Raw genomic sequence first — 15150 nt, 5'->3', positions numbered from 1 at the left:
AAAAACCCGCCGGTTGGAGCCGGCAGGTTTTTTTTGTTGTTTTTTCAATGGATTCCCAAAGCCATTTTGGCATATCGGGACATCCGATCTTTGTCCCAGGGCGGGTTCCAGACGATATTTACTTCGACCTCTTTGACTCCCTCGACGGACTTGGCGGCAACTTCCACCATCTCATTGATCATTCCAGCGAGAGGGCATCCCATGGCGGTCAGGGTCATAGTAACTTTGACGTTCCCTCCATCATCGACATCTACTCCGTAGACCAAGCCCAGGTTGACGATATCGATATGGAGCTCAGGGTCTTCAACGGTTTCCAGAGCTTCCATGACCTCTTCTACCATTTTTTCTTTATCCATTCGCCTCACTCCTTTTCGGGGGATTCAAATTCCATTGTATGGGGCATGTACCTTCATCTGCTAAGTGTTTCCGTACTATACCCCTTATAATACCAGAGTTTTTCTGGAGTTGCGAGGGGGAGGATGTGGGGGATCGAATAAATGTTCGCAAATGGTCTTGGCAGGGGCTGAAAAAGGATGTATGATGAGGTTATCCAAGGGAATCGAAGGAGTGAGGATGCATGTCCGACCGCCGTCAGGCTCTGGATATGGCTTTGAGGCAGATAGAAAAACAGTTTGGTAAAGGTTCGATCATGAAGATGGGAGAAGCTGGTGCTCGTCAAGTGGAAACGATCTCCAGTGGTGCGCTGGCTTTAGATATCTCGTTGGGAGTCGGAGGATATCCCCGGGGCCGGATCATTGAGGTGTACGGTCCTGAGTCTTCAGGGAAGACGACGGTTGCCCTTCATGCAATTGCTGAGGTGCAGCGGGGGGGCGGACAGGCGGCCTTTATCGATGCGGAACATGCTCTGGATCCGGTTTACGCGGAGAAGCTGGGGGTAAACATCGACGAACTGCTTTTATCTCAGCCCGATACGGGGGAGCAGGCGTTGGAAATTGCCGAGGCTTTGGTCCGTAGCGGAGCGATTGACATTATCGTTGTGGACTCGGTGGCAGCTCTGGTACCGAAGGCGGAAATCGAAGGTGAGATGGGGGATTCCCATGTCGGTTTGCAGGCTCGCTTGATGTCGCAAGCTCTTCGTAAGCTCTCCGGAGCGATCAGCAAGTCCAAGACGATTGCGGTCTTCATCAACCAGATCCGGGAAAAGGTGGGTGTCATGTTCGGCAACCCTGAAACCACTCCCGGTGGCCGTGCCCTCAAATTCTACTCCAGTGTCCGTCTGGAAGTGCGACGTGCGGAAACGATCAAACAGGGCAACGAGATGGTGGGTAACCGCACCCGGATCAAAGTGGTCAAGAATAAGGTGGCCCCTCCTTTCAAGCAAGCGGAAGTGGATATCATGTACGGAGAGGGGATCTCCAAAGAAGGCAGCATTTTGGATATCGGAAGCGATCTGGACATTGTGAAGAAGAGTGGTGCCTGGTACTCCTTTGAGGGAGATCGGTTGGGCCAGGGTCGGGAGAATTCCAAACAATTCCTCAAGGAAAACAGCAAAGTGGCCCTCTCCATTGAAAATAAGATCCGGGAACATTTTGACCTGCAGACAGTCACTCCGGAACAGGAGCAGGAACAGAAGCCTGAGAAGCAATCGAAAAAGGCGGGGGGCGAAAAAAAGGCAGAAGCTCTTTCCCTCGACCTGAAGGAATAAAGGAGAAGGCGTGAGAACCGATGGAAGACGAAGCGGGTGAAATCACACGGATCGAGAGACAAAAAAGTGGCTTACCCCGTTATAACATTCATATGGATGGCACTTATCGATTCTCTGTTCATGAGGACGTCTTGGTCCGGTTCGCCCTGTCAAAGGGGATGAAGGTGGATGGAGAGGAGATCCGGCGGATCTTGGCGGAGGAAGAGCAGAATAAGGTTCGCCAGTCCGCCCTTCATTATCTCAGTTATCGCCCGCGGACGGTTCGTGAGGTGGAGCTTCATCTCCAGGCCAAAGGGTATGAGCCGGATTCCATTCATTCGGTGATCACCGAAGTGAAAGATCAGGGTTTTCTGGACGATCGGCGGTTTGCCGAAGCTTGGGTGGAAGAGCGTCGCGAGCGGAAAGGATACGGCGTCCTGGCTTTGAAGCGTGAGTTGGAACAGAAGGGAATTTCCCCGGAGATTGCCGAGGATGTGCTCAGTCGGGTGGATGATGAGGAAGAACATAAACTGGCTCGAGAGACGGCTGAAAAGCGGTACCGTCGTCTCGCAGGGGAACCCTGGCCCAAGGTGGAAAGGCGCCTGGGCCAGTATCTGTTGCGGAGAGGGTTTCAACCCTCGTTGGTATACAGGTTATTGCATGAGCTTCGGATGAGACATCGGGAAGAAGGGGGATGATCTGATGCTTCGTCTCCTCTATGTGACAGATACTCATATCCGGGGGACGGCTCCCCGGAGCAGAACCGATGATTTTGTGGAAGCCCTTCGGAATAAGTTGAATGAAGTGATCGACATCGCTGGTCGGGAAAAGGTGAACGCTGTGCTCCACGGCGGAGATCTTTTTGATCGACCGGACCTGTCTCCCGCCGTCGTGCGGGATTTTGCCCGTTTATTGCGCCGATTGGAAACACCGATTTATACGATTGCCGGCAACCATGATATATACGGACATAACCCGGAGACGGTGGATCGATCGATGCTGGGCCTTTTGGATGCTTTTGGAGCGGTTCGGTTGATCCGGAGAGGAGAAAAAATCTGTCTGGAGGAAGGGGGAGTCCGTGTGCAACTTACCGGCCAACCCTTCCACTATGATCTGGATCGGCGGGATCCGACGATGGATTATGTGGTGAAAAATGAGACAGATGCCGATTACTGTGTCCATATGGTCCACGGAATGGTGGTGGACCGCGCACTTCCCGACAGTGTTCCCCACACCTTGGCCGACCATCTCTGGTCGGAAGAGGTAGATGTCTTGTTGACAGGACATTACCACGCCGGTTTTCCTGTTAAGAAAAAGGAAGGCCGGTATATCATCAATCCGGGAGCATTGGCCCGGATCAACAACCACCCTACGGAGATCCACCGTCACCCTCAGGTGGCAGTGCTCGATTTCGGAAAGGAAATCAGGGTGAAACTGCTTCCACTCCAATGCGCCGCCCCAGGGGAAGAGGTGCTGGACCGGTCTTGGGTGGAACAGGGGGCCTATCGGGAAGAGAGGATCGCCGCCTTTGAACGGGAAATCCGGGATCATGATTTTCGCAGTCTCCATGTGCAGGGGATTGTGGAGGAGATCGCAGGATCGAAAAATGTGGAAGATGAGGTTCGCCATGAAGCCTTGCGACGGATTGCGGTGGTGCAAGAACACTTGGGAACCGGGAGGGGAGAGGATTGAAACGTTTTGAACGGTTGGTGATCGAAAACTTTCAGTCCCACGAACAAACAGAAGCATTCTTTAACGATGGGATCAATGTGTTCGTCGGCCCGTCGGACAGTGGCAAAAGCGCAATTTTGCGGGCACTGCGATGGGTTCTCTACAATGAACCCAAAGGGACCGACTTCATCCGAGCGGGAAAAAAGCGGTGTCGGGTCACCCTGACTCTCTCCGACGGTACGGAGATTACCCGGATACGTTCCGCTTCCGTCAATCGGTACATACTGAAGGTCCCTGAGCAGGAGGAACAAGTCTATGAAGGCTTTGGATCCTCTGTCCCGCAGGAAGTGATGGATGCCCATGGAATGCATGCATTGAAGTTGGATTCTGACTGGAAACTGCCCGCCCAGTTCGGCACGCAACTGGAACCGCCATTCCTGTTGGCGGAAACAGGAAGCGTGAAGGCCAAATCCATCGGCAGGGCCAGTGGAGCCCACATCATCGATATCGCTTTACAGGGAACCGCCCAGGATTTGAGTGGAGTCAACTCCAAACTGAAACATGTGGTAAAGCAATCGGAGGATCTGAAGCAACGTCTCCAGCCCTATGAAAATTTACCCAAGCTCCAGAAACAGCTGGAACAGGCGGAAGATCGGTATCAGAAAGCGGCAGACATGCAGAAGCGTCTGGAAGCGATCCGTCGTCTGAAGGATTATCGGGATCGGATGAGCCAGGAGATCCAGAGAATCCAGGAACGGCTGAGGGGATTGTCCCGTGTTGACGAAGCCGATCGGATCCTTCTGGAAGTGGAACGGGCCCTTCTTGATCAGGGTCACATGAAGCGACTCGCCTCGGCCTTTTCGGGGATCCGAATGGAACGGGAAGGCTGGAAAAAGGTCCGGGTCGAAACCGAACGGACGATGGAAGTAGAAGATCACCTGTCCCACCTGACCCAGGAACAGGAGCGGTTGAGACAGCTGATCCCGCTCCGGGAGCAACGGAGACGGGTGCAGAGGGAAGCGGACCGACAGCGAAGGATTTGTTCGGTTACCGCTGGAATCGATCAGCTAGATCCGGATCAACTGGAGCGCTTGGGCAAGCGTTATCAGGTGCTGGTGGGTCTGTTACCGAAGGCTCAGGCATTGGGACGGGAAAAGGAACTTCTGCACCACCGTCTTCGACAACGGGTCCATTTGCCGGAAGAAGAAGTGGAAAAGCTGAGTAGTCTGGTGGAGAAACGAGACCATCTTCTCAAACTGGAGCAGGGATGGAAGGACTGCCGGGAACGTCTGTCCCGGGGCCGCCGGTTTCTGGCGGATAAAGGTGATGAAATCGAGAGATGCACCGGCCATCTGGCCACCCTTCTCCGCGAACTGGGCCGGTGCCCCACTTGCAGTTCCCCGATCGATGATTCTGTCCTGGAACATATCATGGAAGAATACGGAGGAGGAATGGCCGGTGCAGCAGCAGGAAGAGAGGATCAAACAACTTAAACAAGCTTTAAATGAAGCCAAGGATCAGCGCTATCGGGCTGAGGCGAGGCTGGAGAGCTTGGAACAAGAGGAAAAAAAGCTCCTTCAGGAGCTGGAGGAGCTAGGTGTGGAACCCGACCGCTTAGAAGAGGAGATCCAAAGGCTGGAAGAGGAGATTGAGAGCCGGATTCGGGAGGCGTGGAACCTGTTGCCGGAGGAGCTGAACCGCAACCATGGATCAAGTAAGTGAACTGCATGCGTTAAGCGAAGCTTTGGCATCAGCCAAGAAGGAAGTACTGATCCGAGAGACGGAGAGAAACGGGTTGCAGGAGCTCTTGGATGATATGGAAAACCAGCGGCGAGATGGAGAAAAGGAACGAGACCTTTTCGAAAAGGTGAGAGTTCTCTTGCAGGGGTCGGCTGAACATGCCCGGCTGCAAGCGAAGGAGCAAATGGAGACACTGGTCACCAATGCCCTTCAGTATGTATTCGGACCGCAGTTTCGCTTTGAAATTGAGCTGTTGGAGCACGGTGGCAAATCGGTAGCTGAGTTTTATGTGATTACCGACTGGGAAGGGACTCCGGTAAAGACCAAACCCCAGGATGCTCGTGGAGGGGGCGTGGTGGATATCATCTCCTTGGCACTGAGGGTAGCGATGGTGGAAACCTTCCGCCCCCGACCGGAGGGTCCTTTGATTCTGGACGAGCCGGGAAAGCATGTTAGTGCGGAGTATGTGCTTCCCATGCTGGAATTTCTCAAAGCGACTGCAGAGATGTTTGGTCGACAGGTGATTCTGGTCAGCCACAATTCCCATCTGACGGAAGGGGCGGATCGCGTCTTTCAGGTCCAGATGAGAGGTGGGGAAACTCTGGTTCGCATTCCCGGTGTTCTTGACAATGAGGCCGGGTAAATAATACAATTGGAGTGCATCTAAAATCCTTAAATTGGCTTGGAAGATGCTTACTCAGGGATATGTAAGTGCCCACTGTTGATACCGGGCGGGAGCTTTATCATAGGATCGGGAATTTTTTTGTTTCAGCTGTGGAAGGGATTTGACCTGATCCGGAAGAGAGACGAATTAGGAGATTCCCGTCTCTTGCCAAATATACGGGAGGCCTGTGGAGTCTCGTGTAAGCATGTGATGCAAAACAGACCGAGGCGGATCGGTCTTGTTTTATACTTGGGGAAGGGAGGAGGTGGGTAGCGATTGAGGCGACTGATTTTCTCGTGTGGTTACTCCTGTTCCTCCTCGTAATGGGTCTGGGTGCGGCCATCGGGTACCGGATGCGGAGATTGACAGCGGAAGCCCGGATCGGCAGTGCCGAAAAAGAGGCGGAACAGATCATCGATAAAGCGAGAAGCGATGCGGAAACGTTGAAGCGGGAAAACATTCTGGAAGCCAAGGATGAGGTACACCGTCTGCGGACGGAGGCGGAACAGGAGCTTCGCGAACAGCGCAACGATCTGGCCAGGTTGGAGCGTCGTCTGATGCAGAAGGAAGAGACTTTGGACAAGAAACAGGAGAGCCAAGAAAATCGGGAGGACACTCTCAGCCAACGGGAAGAAGCCATTCGGGACCAGAAAGAGAAGATCGATGAGCTTTACCGGGGCCAGGTGGCGGAATTGGAACGCTTGTCTGGATTGACCACGGATGAGGCGAAGCAACTGATTTTGTCCAAAGTAGAAAATGAGATGAAACATGAGACGACGCAAATGATCAAGGAGATGGAGCAACAGGCTCAGGAAGAAGCCGATAAGCGGGCGCGGAGCATCCTCTCCCTGGCGATCCAGCGATGTGCCGCAGATCATGTGGCAGAGACTACTGTATCTGTGGTCACACTTCCCAATGATGAGATGAAAGGAAGAATCATCGGACGTGAAGGCCGTAACATCCGTGCATTGGAAACATTGACCGGAATCGATCTGATTATCGACGACACGCCGGAGGCGGTGATTCTTTCCGGATTTGATCCCATTCGAAGAGAAGTGGCCCGTGTAGCCTTGGAAAAGCTGGTGGCTGATGGCAGGATCCATCCGGCTCGAATCGAAGAGATGGTGGAAAAATCCCGCAAAGAAGTAGATGAACGGATCCGGGAATACGGTGAACAAGCCACCTTTGAAACGGGTATACACGGTCTCCATCCGGATCTGATCAAAATTCTGGGCCGGTTGAAATTTCGGACGAGCTATGGACAAAATGTGCTACAACATTCGATGGAAGTGGCGCATTTGGCCGGTCTGTTGGCAGCCGAGCTGGGTGATGATATCCATCTGGCGAAACGGGCGGGTCTCCTGCATGATATCGGAAAAGCGATTGACCATGAAGTGGAAGGTTCTCATGTGGAGATCGGGGTTGAACTGGCTAAAAAATATAATGAGCACCCGGCTGTTATCAACGGAATTGCATCCCATCACGGCGATGTGGAGGCCACCAGCGTGATCGCGGTACTGGTCGGTGCGGCAGATGCCTTGTCGGCAGCACGACCTGGCGCGCGACGTGAGACCCTGGAGGCGTATATCAAACGGTTGGAGAAGTTGGAGGAGATCTGTGAGTCCTTCGACGGGGTTGAGAAATCCTATGCAATCCAAGCTGGCCGTGAAGTCCGGATCATGGTTCGCCCGGATGAGATCAATGACGGTGAGTCCACCCGACTGGCACGGGAGATCAAGAAAGAGATTGAGAATAAGCTGGACTATCCGGGGCATATCAAAGTTACAGTGATCCGCGAAACACGGGCTGTCGAATACGCTAAATAAAGCGGCATTGCGCCGCTTTATTTTTTTCCCTGAAGAGGAGTGCTATAAGCGATGAGAATACTGATGATCGGTGATGTGGTCGGTTTGTCGGGACAAAAAACTCTTTTGGAATATCTGCCGAAGTTGAAACGTGCTCATCATCCCGACCTGATTGTTGTGAATGGGGAGAACGCCGCCGACGGGCGAGGGATTACGCGACCTATCGCCCGGGAATTTTATGGTTCCGGAGTGGATTGCATTACTTTAGGAAATCACACTTGGGATAAACGGGAGATTTTTGATTTTATCGATGGTGAAGAACGGATGGTTCGCCCGGCCAACTACCCGGAAGGCACTCCGGGACAAGGATACGTCCACTTGAAGTTTGCCGGTGGAGAGTTGGTGGTGATCAATCTGATGGGGCGTTCCTTTCTATCCACATTGGATTGTCCTTTCCGAGAGGCGGATGCAATTTTGAAAAAATTGAAGGGAAATCCGCCGGTGCTGGTGGACTTCCATGCGGAGACCACCTCCGAGAAGCTGGCTCTCGCTTGGTATCTAGATGGCCGCGTATCTGCGGTGGTGGGGACCCATACCCATATTCAGACTGCCGATGAGCGGATCTTGCCCCAGGGAACCGCCTATTTGACCGATGTGGGAATGGTGGGCCCCTATGACGGTGTGCTCGGGATGGACAAAGAATTGGTCATAAAGAAGTTTTTAACACAGTTACCGGTTCGTTTTGAAGTGGCCAAGGGTAGAAACCAATTGAATGCCGTGCTGATTGATTTGAATTCCGCGACAGGAAAGGCGACGGGGATCAAACGGCTTCGCTTGGATGATGACCAGCCTTGGTTTGAATAATTGAGGTGGATCCCGATAAAAACCTATAGATTCCGGGGATTACGGAAAATAAAGGCTGATAGCAACAAATAGAAGGAATTTATAAAAGATTGCCGAATATATTAACAGTGGATTCACTCCAAACCATCGAGGAGGTAGCCGATATGGAAGTATTAAAAGTTTCAGCAAAGTCCAACCCGAACTCCGTCGCTGGTGCACTTGCAGGCGTCCTGCGAGAACGAGGCAATGCCGAGATCCAAGCCATTGGAGCAGGTGCACTCAATCAATCCGTCAAAGCGGTTGCGATTGCACGAGGATTTGTTGCGCCTAGTGGAATTGACTTGATCTGTATTCCTGCTTTCACCGATATTGTCATCGATGGTGAGGAACGGACGGCAATCAAGCTGATCGTGGAGCCTCGCTGAGAGGAATGACAACCGAACACTTAAACCTGTTTATAAATTATAAACAGGTTTTCTTTTGTGTTTACAATCGAAGTATTGTGTGATTTACTTCGTTTGAAGGCGATCGGATCGGATGATGGAGATAACCCTTAACGATCCAAAATCACTAAAACCCAATATTTTTTACAATGATTATAGGAGGATACAATATGAGGTGGATGGACGGTCATTGTGATGTATTGTATAAACTTTGGAAAGATGCGGAGGGGGACCTGGACTTCTACGGAAAGGGGAACGACCTAGATGTAACCTATGATACAGCCAGACAAGCGGGAGTGCTATTGCAGGTATTTGCAATCTTTGTCCCGGAGAATGTTCCTCGCAGTCAAAGCTGGCAAGTAGCATTGGAACAAGTGGATCGGTTCTATGAAGAGGTCGTCCGAAAAGGGGGCGTGCAACCGGTCCGAACGCCGGAGGAGTTGAACAACCTGACCCAGGAAAATCGGATGGGGGGGCTGTTGTCCTTGGAGGGGGCGGATGCGTTGCAAGGGAGCCTTCGCTATCTGCGGACCCTATCCCGACTGGGGGTTCGTCAGGTGGGTTTGACTTGGAATTACGCCAATGAAGTAGCGGACGGGATTGAAGAAGAACGAGGGGGCGGTCTGACCCGCTTCGGCAGAGAGTTGGTCCGGGAGATGGAGCGCCTGCGGATGGTACTGGACGTTTCCCATCTTTCGGTCCGAGGATTCTGGGATGTGATGGAGGAAGATCTGCCGGTGATCGCTTCCCATTCCAATGCTCGCGCCCTTTGTTCTCATCGGCGGAACCTGATGGATGATCAGATCCGGGCTTTAGTGGACAGACAGGGATTGATCGGGATCACTTTTGTTCCTCAGTTTGTCCATGATGATCCGGATGCAGCCACAGTGGATGACCTTTTGAAGCATATTGAATATATCTGTAGTCAGGGAGGAGAAGAGAGGATCGCTTTTGGGTCTGATTTTGACGGAATCCAACAGAAGATCCCGGGATTGGAACACATCGGCAAGCTCCCTTCCTTGGGTGAAGAATTGCTGAAGCGCTATCCGGAACATTTAGTGAAACGGTGGACTTGGACAAACTGGCATGAGTTTTATAGCAGACATTTGTAGGCGGTCAGGGCTGTTGATTAACCGGAAAATGGCCGGTGGAAGGGAGTCGTGTGCTGCCATAGCGAGACCTGGAAGCGGTAAGCGACCCTGGCGAGACTTGTGCCCTAAGGGTGCAAAGCGACCTTATGTGCACAGGCACAACAATCGCGATGGGCTGAAGCCCGGAATAGAGGTAGCACCGCAGGCACTACAATCTGAAATCAAGGACGCACCACAGGCATGTTGATTAGCCCTATTTTAGGTAGGAAATCAGGTCGGGAGGGTGGGACGGTGAGGAGCCTTTGCGTTTTTTGCAAGAGATCGTAGCCGTCCCACCCTCCCCGTCCCCTCAAACGACATTTTATGATGGAGGCAATGGGAAGAGGGAAAGGGTTGTTTCGTTCCCGTCATCCATTTTATGGTTGATTAACAGCTCTGGTAGCACCAAAGGCACTACAATCTGAAATAAAGGATGCACCAAAGGCACTACAATCTGAAATAAAGGATGCACCAAAGGCACTACAACCAGAAATAAAGGTTGCCATCCTACCCAGCGGAGAAGTCTTACGAGAGGGCTTTTAGGGGCAACAATCTTCCCTGTGTTGCTTGCGTAGGCCTTTGCCCCTGCCCGATGGTCAGATGTGGAGTGGCCAGTCATTACTTCCTTGTTGGATGGCAACGGTCGTGTGGGTGAAACACAATCTCCCCGCCTGGTAGGCGGTATACAGTGGTTGCTTTTTAAGGGCCAGGGGTCTAGAATGAATAACTGAACAACGGGTGTGAGAAAACCCGCAAACCGCAGATTTTTGGCGGTGGCGGGTGGGCATCCAGCATCCCTTTATGAAGTGAAAAGATACAGTCAATCGGTTCATGAAAACTGTAATGATAAGGGTGCGACAGTTGCAGGGTAGAACCAAAGGAGATGAAATCATTTGATCAAGCAACTTTCGTGGAAAGTGGGCGGCCAACAAGGAGAAGGGATCGACAGCACCGGTGAGATCTTCTCTACCGCGCTGAATCGCTTGGGATATTATCTATACGGTTATCGCCACTTTTCTTCCCGTATCAAGGGAGGACATTCCAATACCAAAATTCGGATTAGCACTCGTCCCATCCGGGCGGTTTCCGATGATTTGGATATTTTGGTCGCCTTTGATCAGGAAACCATCGACTTGAATGCCCAAGAACTGCACGCCGATGGGGTGGTGTTGGCGGACTCTAAGTTTAATCCTGTCCTTCCAGAGGGGATCCAAGCCCGCTTTTTTTCCATTCCCTTTACCCGGATTGCACAGGATGTGGGTCTGGCTCAGATGAAGAATATGGTGGCTGTGGGTGCTTCCAGCGCTTTGATGGGATTGCCATTGGAATCCTTTCAAAATGTGATTGAAGGGAAGTTTGCCCGTAAAGGGGAGCAAGTGGTCGAAAAAAATATGCAAGCGATTCGCGAAGGGGCGGAGCAAATCCGTCAGAAATGCGGAGGTCCTCTGGAAACACTTCTGCTGGAGGAATCAGACGGAAAGAAGCGGCTCTATATGATCGGCAATGATGCGATCGCTCTGGGAGCGATTGCTGCAGGAGCCCGTCTGATGGCTGCTTACCCGATTACGCCCTCTTCAGAAATTATGGAATACTTAATTAGGCGACTGCCTGAATTCGGAGGTACCGTGGTGCAGACCGAGGACGAAATTGCGGCTATCTCCATGGTGATCGGTGCCAATTATGGTGGCGTTCGGGCATTAACAGCCTCTGCCGGTCCGGGGTTGTCGCTGATGACGGAGGCGGTCGGCCTTTCCGGAATGACTGAAACCCCTGCCGTGATTGTGGATACGCAACGGGGTGGGCCCAGTACGGGGCTTCCCACCAAACAGGAACAGAGCGATATCAATGCTATGATTTACAGCACCCATGGGGATATCCCCAAGATTGTGATCGCTCCCAGTACGGTGGAAGAATGCTTCTATGATACGATTCAAGCCTTCAATTTGGCGGATCGATATCAGTGTCCAGTGATTCTCCTCTCTGATTTGGCTCTATCCCTTGGCAAGCAGACTGTGGAACCCCTCGATTATGACCGGATTCACATCGATCGTGGAAAGCTGGTGACGGATGGGGATGGGTTGAAGGAGCTGGAGCATTCCGAGTTGTACAAACGATATGAACTGACGGAGGAAGGGGTATCTTCCCGGGTGTTGCCGGGTGTCAAAAACGGTCTTCACCACGTTACCGGGGTGGAGCATGATGAAACCGGTCGCCCGTCGGAACAAGCACTGAACCGGAAAAAGATGATGGAGAAAAGATTGCGGAAGCTGAGTCAGGGAATCGAGTTTGAGGATCCGGTGCATGTCCGTGCCGAGCATGTTCAGCCCGATCTGTTGCTCCTGGGCATCAACTCCACCCGAGGAGTGATCCAGGAAACGATGGAGCGATTGGAGGAGGACGGGGTGAAAGTCAATCATCTGCATATCCGTCAGTTGCTTCCCTTCCCGACAGATCAGGTTCAACCTATGATCAAGCAAGCGAAAAGGGTGGTGGTGGTGGAGAATAACGCCACTGGGCAGCTTGCCAATCTGATCAAGCTTCATGTGGGGATGGGCGAAAAGATCTCTCACATTCTCAAATATGATGGAAATCCCTTTCTTCCTTCGGAAATCTACAATCAATGTAAGGAGATGTTGGTCCATGGCCACGTTTAAGGATTTCCGCAATAAAGTGAAGCCCAACTGGTGTCCGGGTTGTGGCGATTTCTCCGTTTTGGCCGCCATGCAGCGTGCCTTTGCTAGTCAGGGGTTGGAGCCTGAAGAGGTAGTTCTGGTCTCTGGGATCGGTTGTTCCGGCCGGATTTCCGGTTATATGAACGCTTACGGTTTTCATGGGATCCATGGACGATCATTGCCGATCGCCCAGGGTTTGAAATTGGCCAATCGTGATCTAACAGTGGTGGCGGCTGGAGGGGACGGCGACGGGTTTGCCATCGGAATGAATCATACGATTCACGCTATCCGGCGAAATGTGGACATCACCTATATTGTTATGGATAATCAGATCTATGGACTGACCAAAGGGCAAACTTCCCCCCGGAGTGAAATGGGTTTTAAAACGAACAGCACTCCCAAAGGTTCCATCGAAACTGCCCTTGCGCCCTTGGAGATGGCACTTACGGCGGGGGCGGGGTTTGTGGCTCAGGGTTTTTCTAGCGATCTGAAACAATTGACCCGACTGATTGAAGAGGGATTGAAGCACAAGGGATTCTCTCTGATCAATGTTTATAGTCCCTGCGTCACTTACAATAAAATCAACACGTATGACTGGTTCAAGGAGCATTTGGTCAATCTGGATCAGAACGAGGACTATGACCCTTCCAACCGGATGATGGCGATGCAAAAGTTGATGGAGACGGAAGGGCTTGTGACGGGGCTGATTTATCAGAACAAAGAACGGCCAAGCTATGAAGAGCTGATTCCGGGATTCCGGGAGTCTGGACTTGCGAAGCAGGATCTGAAGCTAGAACGGGAGAAGTTTGACCAGTTGGTTGCGGAGTTTTCTTAAACTATGGTTAAAAAGACCGCTTTCCCTATAAAGGGAAGCGGTCTTTTTAACAGAGTAGGTTCATCGTACCGAAATAAGGCAGAAAACTTAGGAGGATGTGAAATGAAGGTTACACCAGTTGTGTTGTAAATACGGGTGGGGTTTCCCATTTCGGTCCGTTGTTCTATCAATGGTAGGATGGCGACCTCGATTTCAGATTGTAGTGCCCGTGGCGCGACCTTTATTTCAGGGCTTCAATCTATCGAGATTGTTGTGCCTGTGGTGCTACCAGAGCTGTTAATGAACCCTAAAGTGGATGATGGGAACAAAATGATCCTTTCGCTCTTCCCATTGTCTCCGTTGTAAAATGTCGTTTGAGGGGACAGGGAGGGAGGGTCGGCTACGATCTCCTGCAAAAAACGCAAAGGCTCTTCACCGTCCCACCATCCCCACCTGATTTTCTACCTAAAATAGGGCTAATCAGCACGCATGTGGTGCGAACTTTATTTCAGATTGTAGTGCCCGTGGCGCAACCTTTATTTCAGATTGTAGTGCCCGTGGCGCAACCTCGATTTCAGGGCTTCAGCCCAACAAAGATCGCTTGGGCAGTACACGACTCCCTTTTGCCGCCTGTTTCTTGATTCACCGCTTTCTTTCAGAGGGCGGCTCTGGGATACCAGTGCCCGATTTGTCAATTGAAGTTGATGATCTGGACAGTGCACTCACTCACGTGAAAGAAGCAGAGGTTCCAATGGAGGATGGGCCCGTTGAGGAAGCCATGGGGAGTTCGACGTTTTTATGTAAGGAAGAATCCATTTGGGAAGCTCGTCAATACTCATCTATAGATGAATATTTCTCAACTCTTTCTATAAAGGAATTAGCTGTAATCTTACCCATCGGTCATGATATAATAAGGGGTCAAGAGGATCAGTCGGACGGGAGGTTCAACCGATGCTGAACCTGTTCAATGATGAAGAGAAGCGAAAGATGATGATTGAGAAGACGCGACGGTTTCTAGAAAAAGGGCTTGAAAAAGGAAAAGTCGGGGTTCAGAAGGCATGGGAGGAATACCAGGAGGAACGGGCACGCCGGGAGCGAGACAAAGCCTACGAAGAAGATTATGAGGCGGAATTTCGCTTTCGAGAAGGGGATATGGATTTTCGGATGCTGATCTCCGCCGAAGAAGCTCGCTTGTACGAACGAGCCAGAAGGAAGTTGAAAGAAGTCAAACTGGTTCATTCCGATCCCCGGGTTCACCAGCAATGGGAGTCCAAGAAGTATTTGGCCCTGCATGATTATTTCACCGAGAAGATTCAATATTACTATGAACAAAGAAATGAGGATCCGGTGGCCCTTCACCGCACGATCCGTTTCTGTGAACGGCAGATTGAGTATGCTCCGGTGGCGGTGCGGGCTTATCGCATGGATCCGTACAATTTCAATCTTCCGAGACATCCTGGGTATGAGACGCTGATCTCTTTGTATGAAGAAGTGGGAGAGTGGCATGAAGCTCTTCGTCTGGCTCAAAAGGCGAAAAAACAAGATTGGGAAGGGGACTGGGATGCTCGGATTCGTGAGTTGGAGGATCGGGCGGGAACTTCATAAAAGACAGCCGCATCATAGCGGCTGTCTTTTAATTTTCGGACGAAACCTTATCCCAGGGCTGTTGATGAACCCTAAAGTGGATGATGGGAACGAAACGATCCTTTCGCTCGCTCTGAGG

The 15150-nt window shown here is 51.5% G+C and carries 14 protein-coding genes and 1 pseudogene; 14 read left to right on the top strand and 1 reads right to left on the bottom strand.

The window, feature by feature from the left end; genetic code table 11:
- Nucleotides 1–44 precede the first annotated feature (44 nt).
- The gene (locus JOD24_RS05665; protein ID WP_380163220.1) at nucleotides 45–356 is read right to left on the bottom strand and encodes a metal-sulfur cluster assembly factor; all 312 of its coding nucleotides are present in this window, start codon (nucleotides 354–356) and stop codon (nucleotides 45–47) included.
- Between the two features lie 221 nt (nucleotides 357–577).
- Between JOD24_RS05665 and recA the strand changes: the two genes are divergently transcribed.
- The 14 genes and pseudogenes from recA (at nucleotide 578) to JOD24_RS05595 (ending at nucleotide 15032) form a co-directional block, all read left to right on the top strand.
- Nucleotides 578–1666 (top strand): recombinase RecA, encoded by a 1089-nt coding sequence (gene recA / locus JOD24_RS05660; RefSeq protein WP_429246487.1) that lies wholly within the window; start codon nucleotides 578–580, stop codon nucleotides 1664–1666.
- A gap of 20 nt (nucleotides 1667–1686) precedes the next feature.
- Nucleotides 1687–2343 (top strand): RecX family transcriptional regulator, encoded by a 657-nt coding sequence (locus tag JOD24_RS05655; RefSeq protein WP_429246486.1) that lies wholly within the window; start codon nucleotides 1687–1689, stop codon nucleotides 2341–2343.
- A 4-nt stretch (nucleotides 2344–2347) separates the two neighbouring features.
- A complete protein-coding gene (locus JOD24_RS05650; protein ID WP_429246485.1) occupies nucleotides 2348–3337 on the top strand; it encodes a metallophosphoesterase family protein in 990 nt (329 codons plus the stop codon).
- Complete coding sequence (locus tag JOD24_RS05645) at nucleotides 3334–4809, top strand: AAA family ATPase (protein WP_429246484.1); 1476 nt, start codon at nucleotides 3334–3336, stop codon at nucleotides 4807–4809. The genes JOD24_RS05650 and JOD24_RS05645 overlap by 4 nt, the downstream gene beginning before the upstream one ends.
- Nucleotides 4775–5038 (top strand): hypothetical protein, encoded by a 264-nt coding sequence (locus JOD24_RS05640; RefSeq protein WP_380163215.1) that lies wholly within the window; start codon nucleotides 4775–4777, stop codon nucleotides 5036–5038. Before JOD24_RS05645 ends, JOD24_RS05640 begins: the two co-directional genes overlap by 35 nt.
- Nucleotides 5022–5699, top strand: coding sequence for an ATP-binding protein (locus JOD24_RS05635; protein WP_380163214.1), 678 nt, complete (start codon nucleotides 5022–5024; stop codon nucleotides 5697–5699). Before JOD24_RS05640 ends, JOD24_RS05635 begins: the two co-directional genes overlap by 17 nt.
- A gap of 344 nt (nucleotides 5700–6043) precedes the next feature.
- Complete coding sequence (gene rny, locus JOD24_RS05630) at nucleotides 6044–7546, top strand: ribonuclease Y (protein WP_380163335.1); 1503 nt, start codon at nucleotides 6044–6046, stop codon at nucleotides 7544–7546.
- A gap of 51 nt (nucleotides 7547–7597) precedes the next feature.
- A complete protein-coding gene (locus JOD24_RS05625; RefSeq protein ID WP_380163213.1) occupies nucleotides 7598–8389 on the top strand; it encodes a TIGR00282 family metallophosphoesterase in 792 nt (263 codons plus the stop codon).
- A gap of 143 nt (nucleotides 8390–8532) precedes the next feature.
- Entirely contained in the window at nucleotides 8533–8793 is a 261-nt protein-coding gene (locus JOD24_RS05620) for a stage V sporulation protein S (protein WP_040387185.1), read from the top strand.
- 188 nt (nucleotides 8794–8981) lie between these two features.
- A complete protein-coding gene (locus JOD24_RS05615) occupies nucleotides 8982–9923 on the top strand; it encodes a dipeptidase (RefSeq protein WP_380163212.1) in 942 nt (313 codons plus the stop codon).
- A gap of 911 nt (nucleotides 9924–10834) precedes the next feature.
- Entirely contained in the window at nucleotides 10835–12595 is a 1761-nt protein-coding gene (locus tag JOD24_RS05610) for a 2-oxoacid:acceptor oxidoreductase subunit alpha (protein WP_380163210.1), read from the top strand.
- Nucleotides 12582–13448: a 2-oxoacid:ferredoxin oxidoreductase subunit beta gene (locus tag JOD24_RS05605; RefSeq protein ID WP_380163209.1), complete on the top strand. Its 867-nt coding sequence runs from the start codon at nucleotides 12582–12584 to the stop codon at nucleotides 13446–13448. The genes JOD24_RS05610 and JOD24_RS05605 overlap by 14 nt, the downstream gene beginning before the upstream one ends.
- A 628-nt stretch (nucleotides 13449–14076) precedes the next feature.
- Nucleotides 14077–14272: pseudogene (locus tag JOD24_RS05600) on the top strand (VOC family protein); the annotation flags it as partial.
- A 106-nt stretch (nucleotides 14273–14378) separates the two neighbouring features.
- Nucleotides 14379–15032, top strand: a complete 654-nt coding sequence (locus JOD24_RS05595) for a hypothetical protein (protein ID WP_380163208.1) — start codon at nucleotides 14379–14381, stop codon at nucleotides 15030–15032.
- Nucleotides 15033–15150 lie beyond the last annotated feature (118 nt).

It is taken from the genome of Kroppenstedtia sanguinis, from assembly GCF_050433445.1.
GTDB lineage: Bacteria > Bacillota > Bacilli > Thermoactinomycetales > DSM-45169 > Kroppenstedtia > Kroppenstedtia sanguinis.
The sequence above is the reverse complement of the archived record's forward strand: the minus strand, read 5'-3'. Positions and strand labels throughout refer to the sequence as shown.

What these genes read in the sequence shown, in the direction of transcription:
- recA (WP_429246487.1), top strand. Translation starts at nt 578, where the DNA reads ATGTCCGACCGCCGTCAGGCTCTGGATATGGCTTTGAGGCAGATAGAA.
- JOD24_RS05635 (WP_380163214.1), top strand. Translation starts at nt 5,022, where the DNA reads ATGGATCAAGTAAGTGAACTGCATGCGTTAAGCGAAGCTTTGGCATCA.
- JOD24_RS05650 (WP_429246485.1), top strand. Translation starts at nt 2,348, where the DNA reads ATGCTTCGTCTCCTCTATGTGACAGATACTCATATCCGGGGGACGGCT.
- JOD24_RS05625 (WP_380163213.1), top strand. Translation starts at nt 7,598, where the DNA reads ATGAGAATACTGATGATCGGTGATGTGGTCGGTTTGTCGGGACAAAAA.
- JOD24_RS05620 (WP_040387185.1), top strand. Translation starts at nt 8,533, where the DNA reads ATGGAAGTATTAAAAGTTTCAGCAAAGTCCAACCCGAACTCCGTCGCT.
- rny (WP_380163335.1), top strand. Translation starts at nt 6,044, where the DNA reads ATGGGTCTGGGTGCGGCCATCGGGTACCGGATGCGGAGATTGACAGCG.
- JOD24_RS05605 (WP_380163209.1), top strand. Translation starts at nt 12,582, where the DNA reads ATGGCCACGTTTAAGGATTTCCGCAATAAAGTGAAGCCCAACTGGTGT.
- JOD24_RS05615 (WP_380163212.1), top strand. Translation starts at nt 8,982, where the DNA reads ATGAGGTGGATGGACGGTCATTGTGATGTATTGTATAAACTTTGGAAA.
- JOD24_RS05595 (WP_380163208.1), top strand. Translation starts at nt 14,379, where the DNA reads ATGCTGAACCTGTTCAATGATGAAGAGAAGCGAAAGATGATGATTGAG.
- JOD24_RS05655 (WP_429246486.1), top strand. Translation starts at nt 1,687, where the DNA reads ATGGAAGACGAAGCGGGTGAAATCACACGGATCGAGAGACAAAAAAGT.
- JOD24_RS05665 (WP_380163220.1), bottom strand. Translation starts at nt 356, where the DNA reads ATGGATAAAGAAAAAATGGTAGAAGAGGTCATGGAAGCTCTGGAAACC.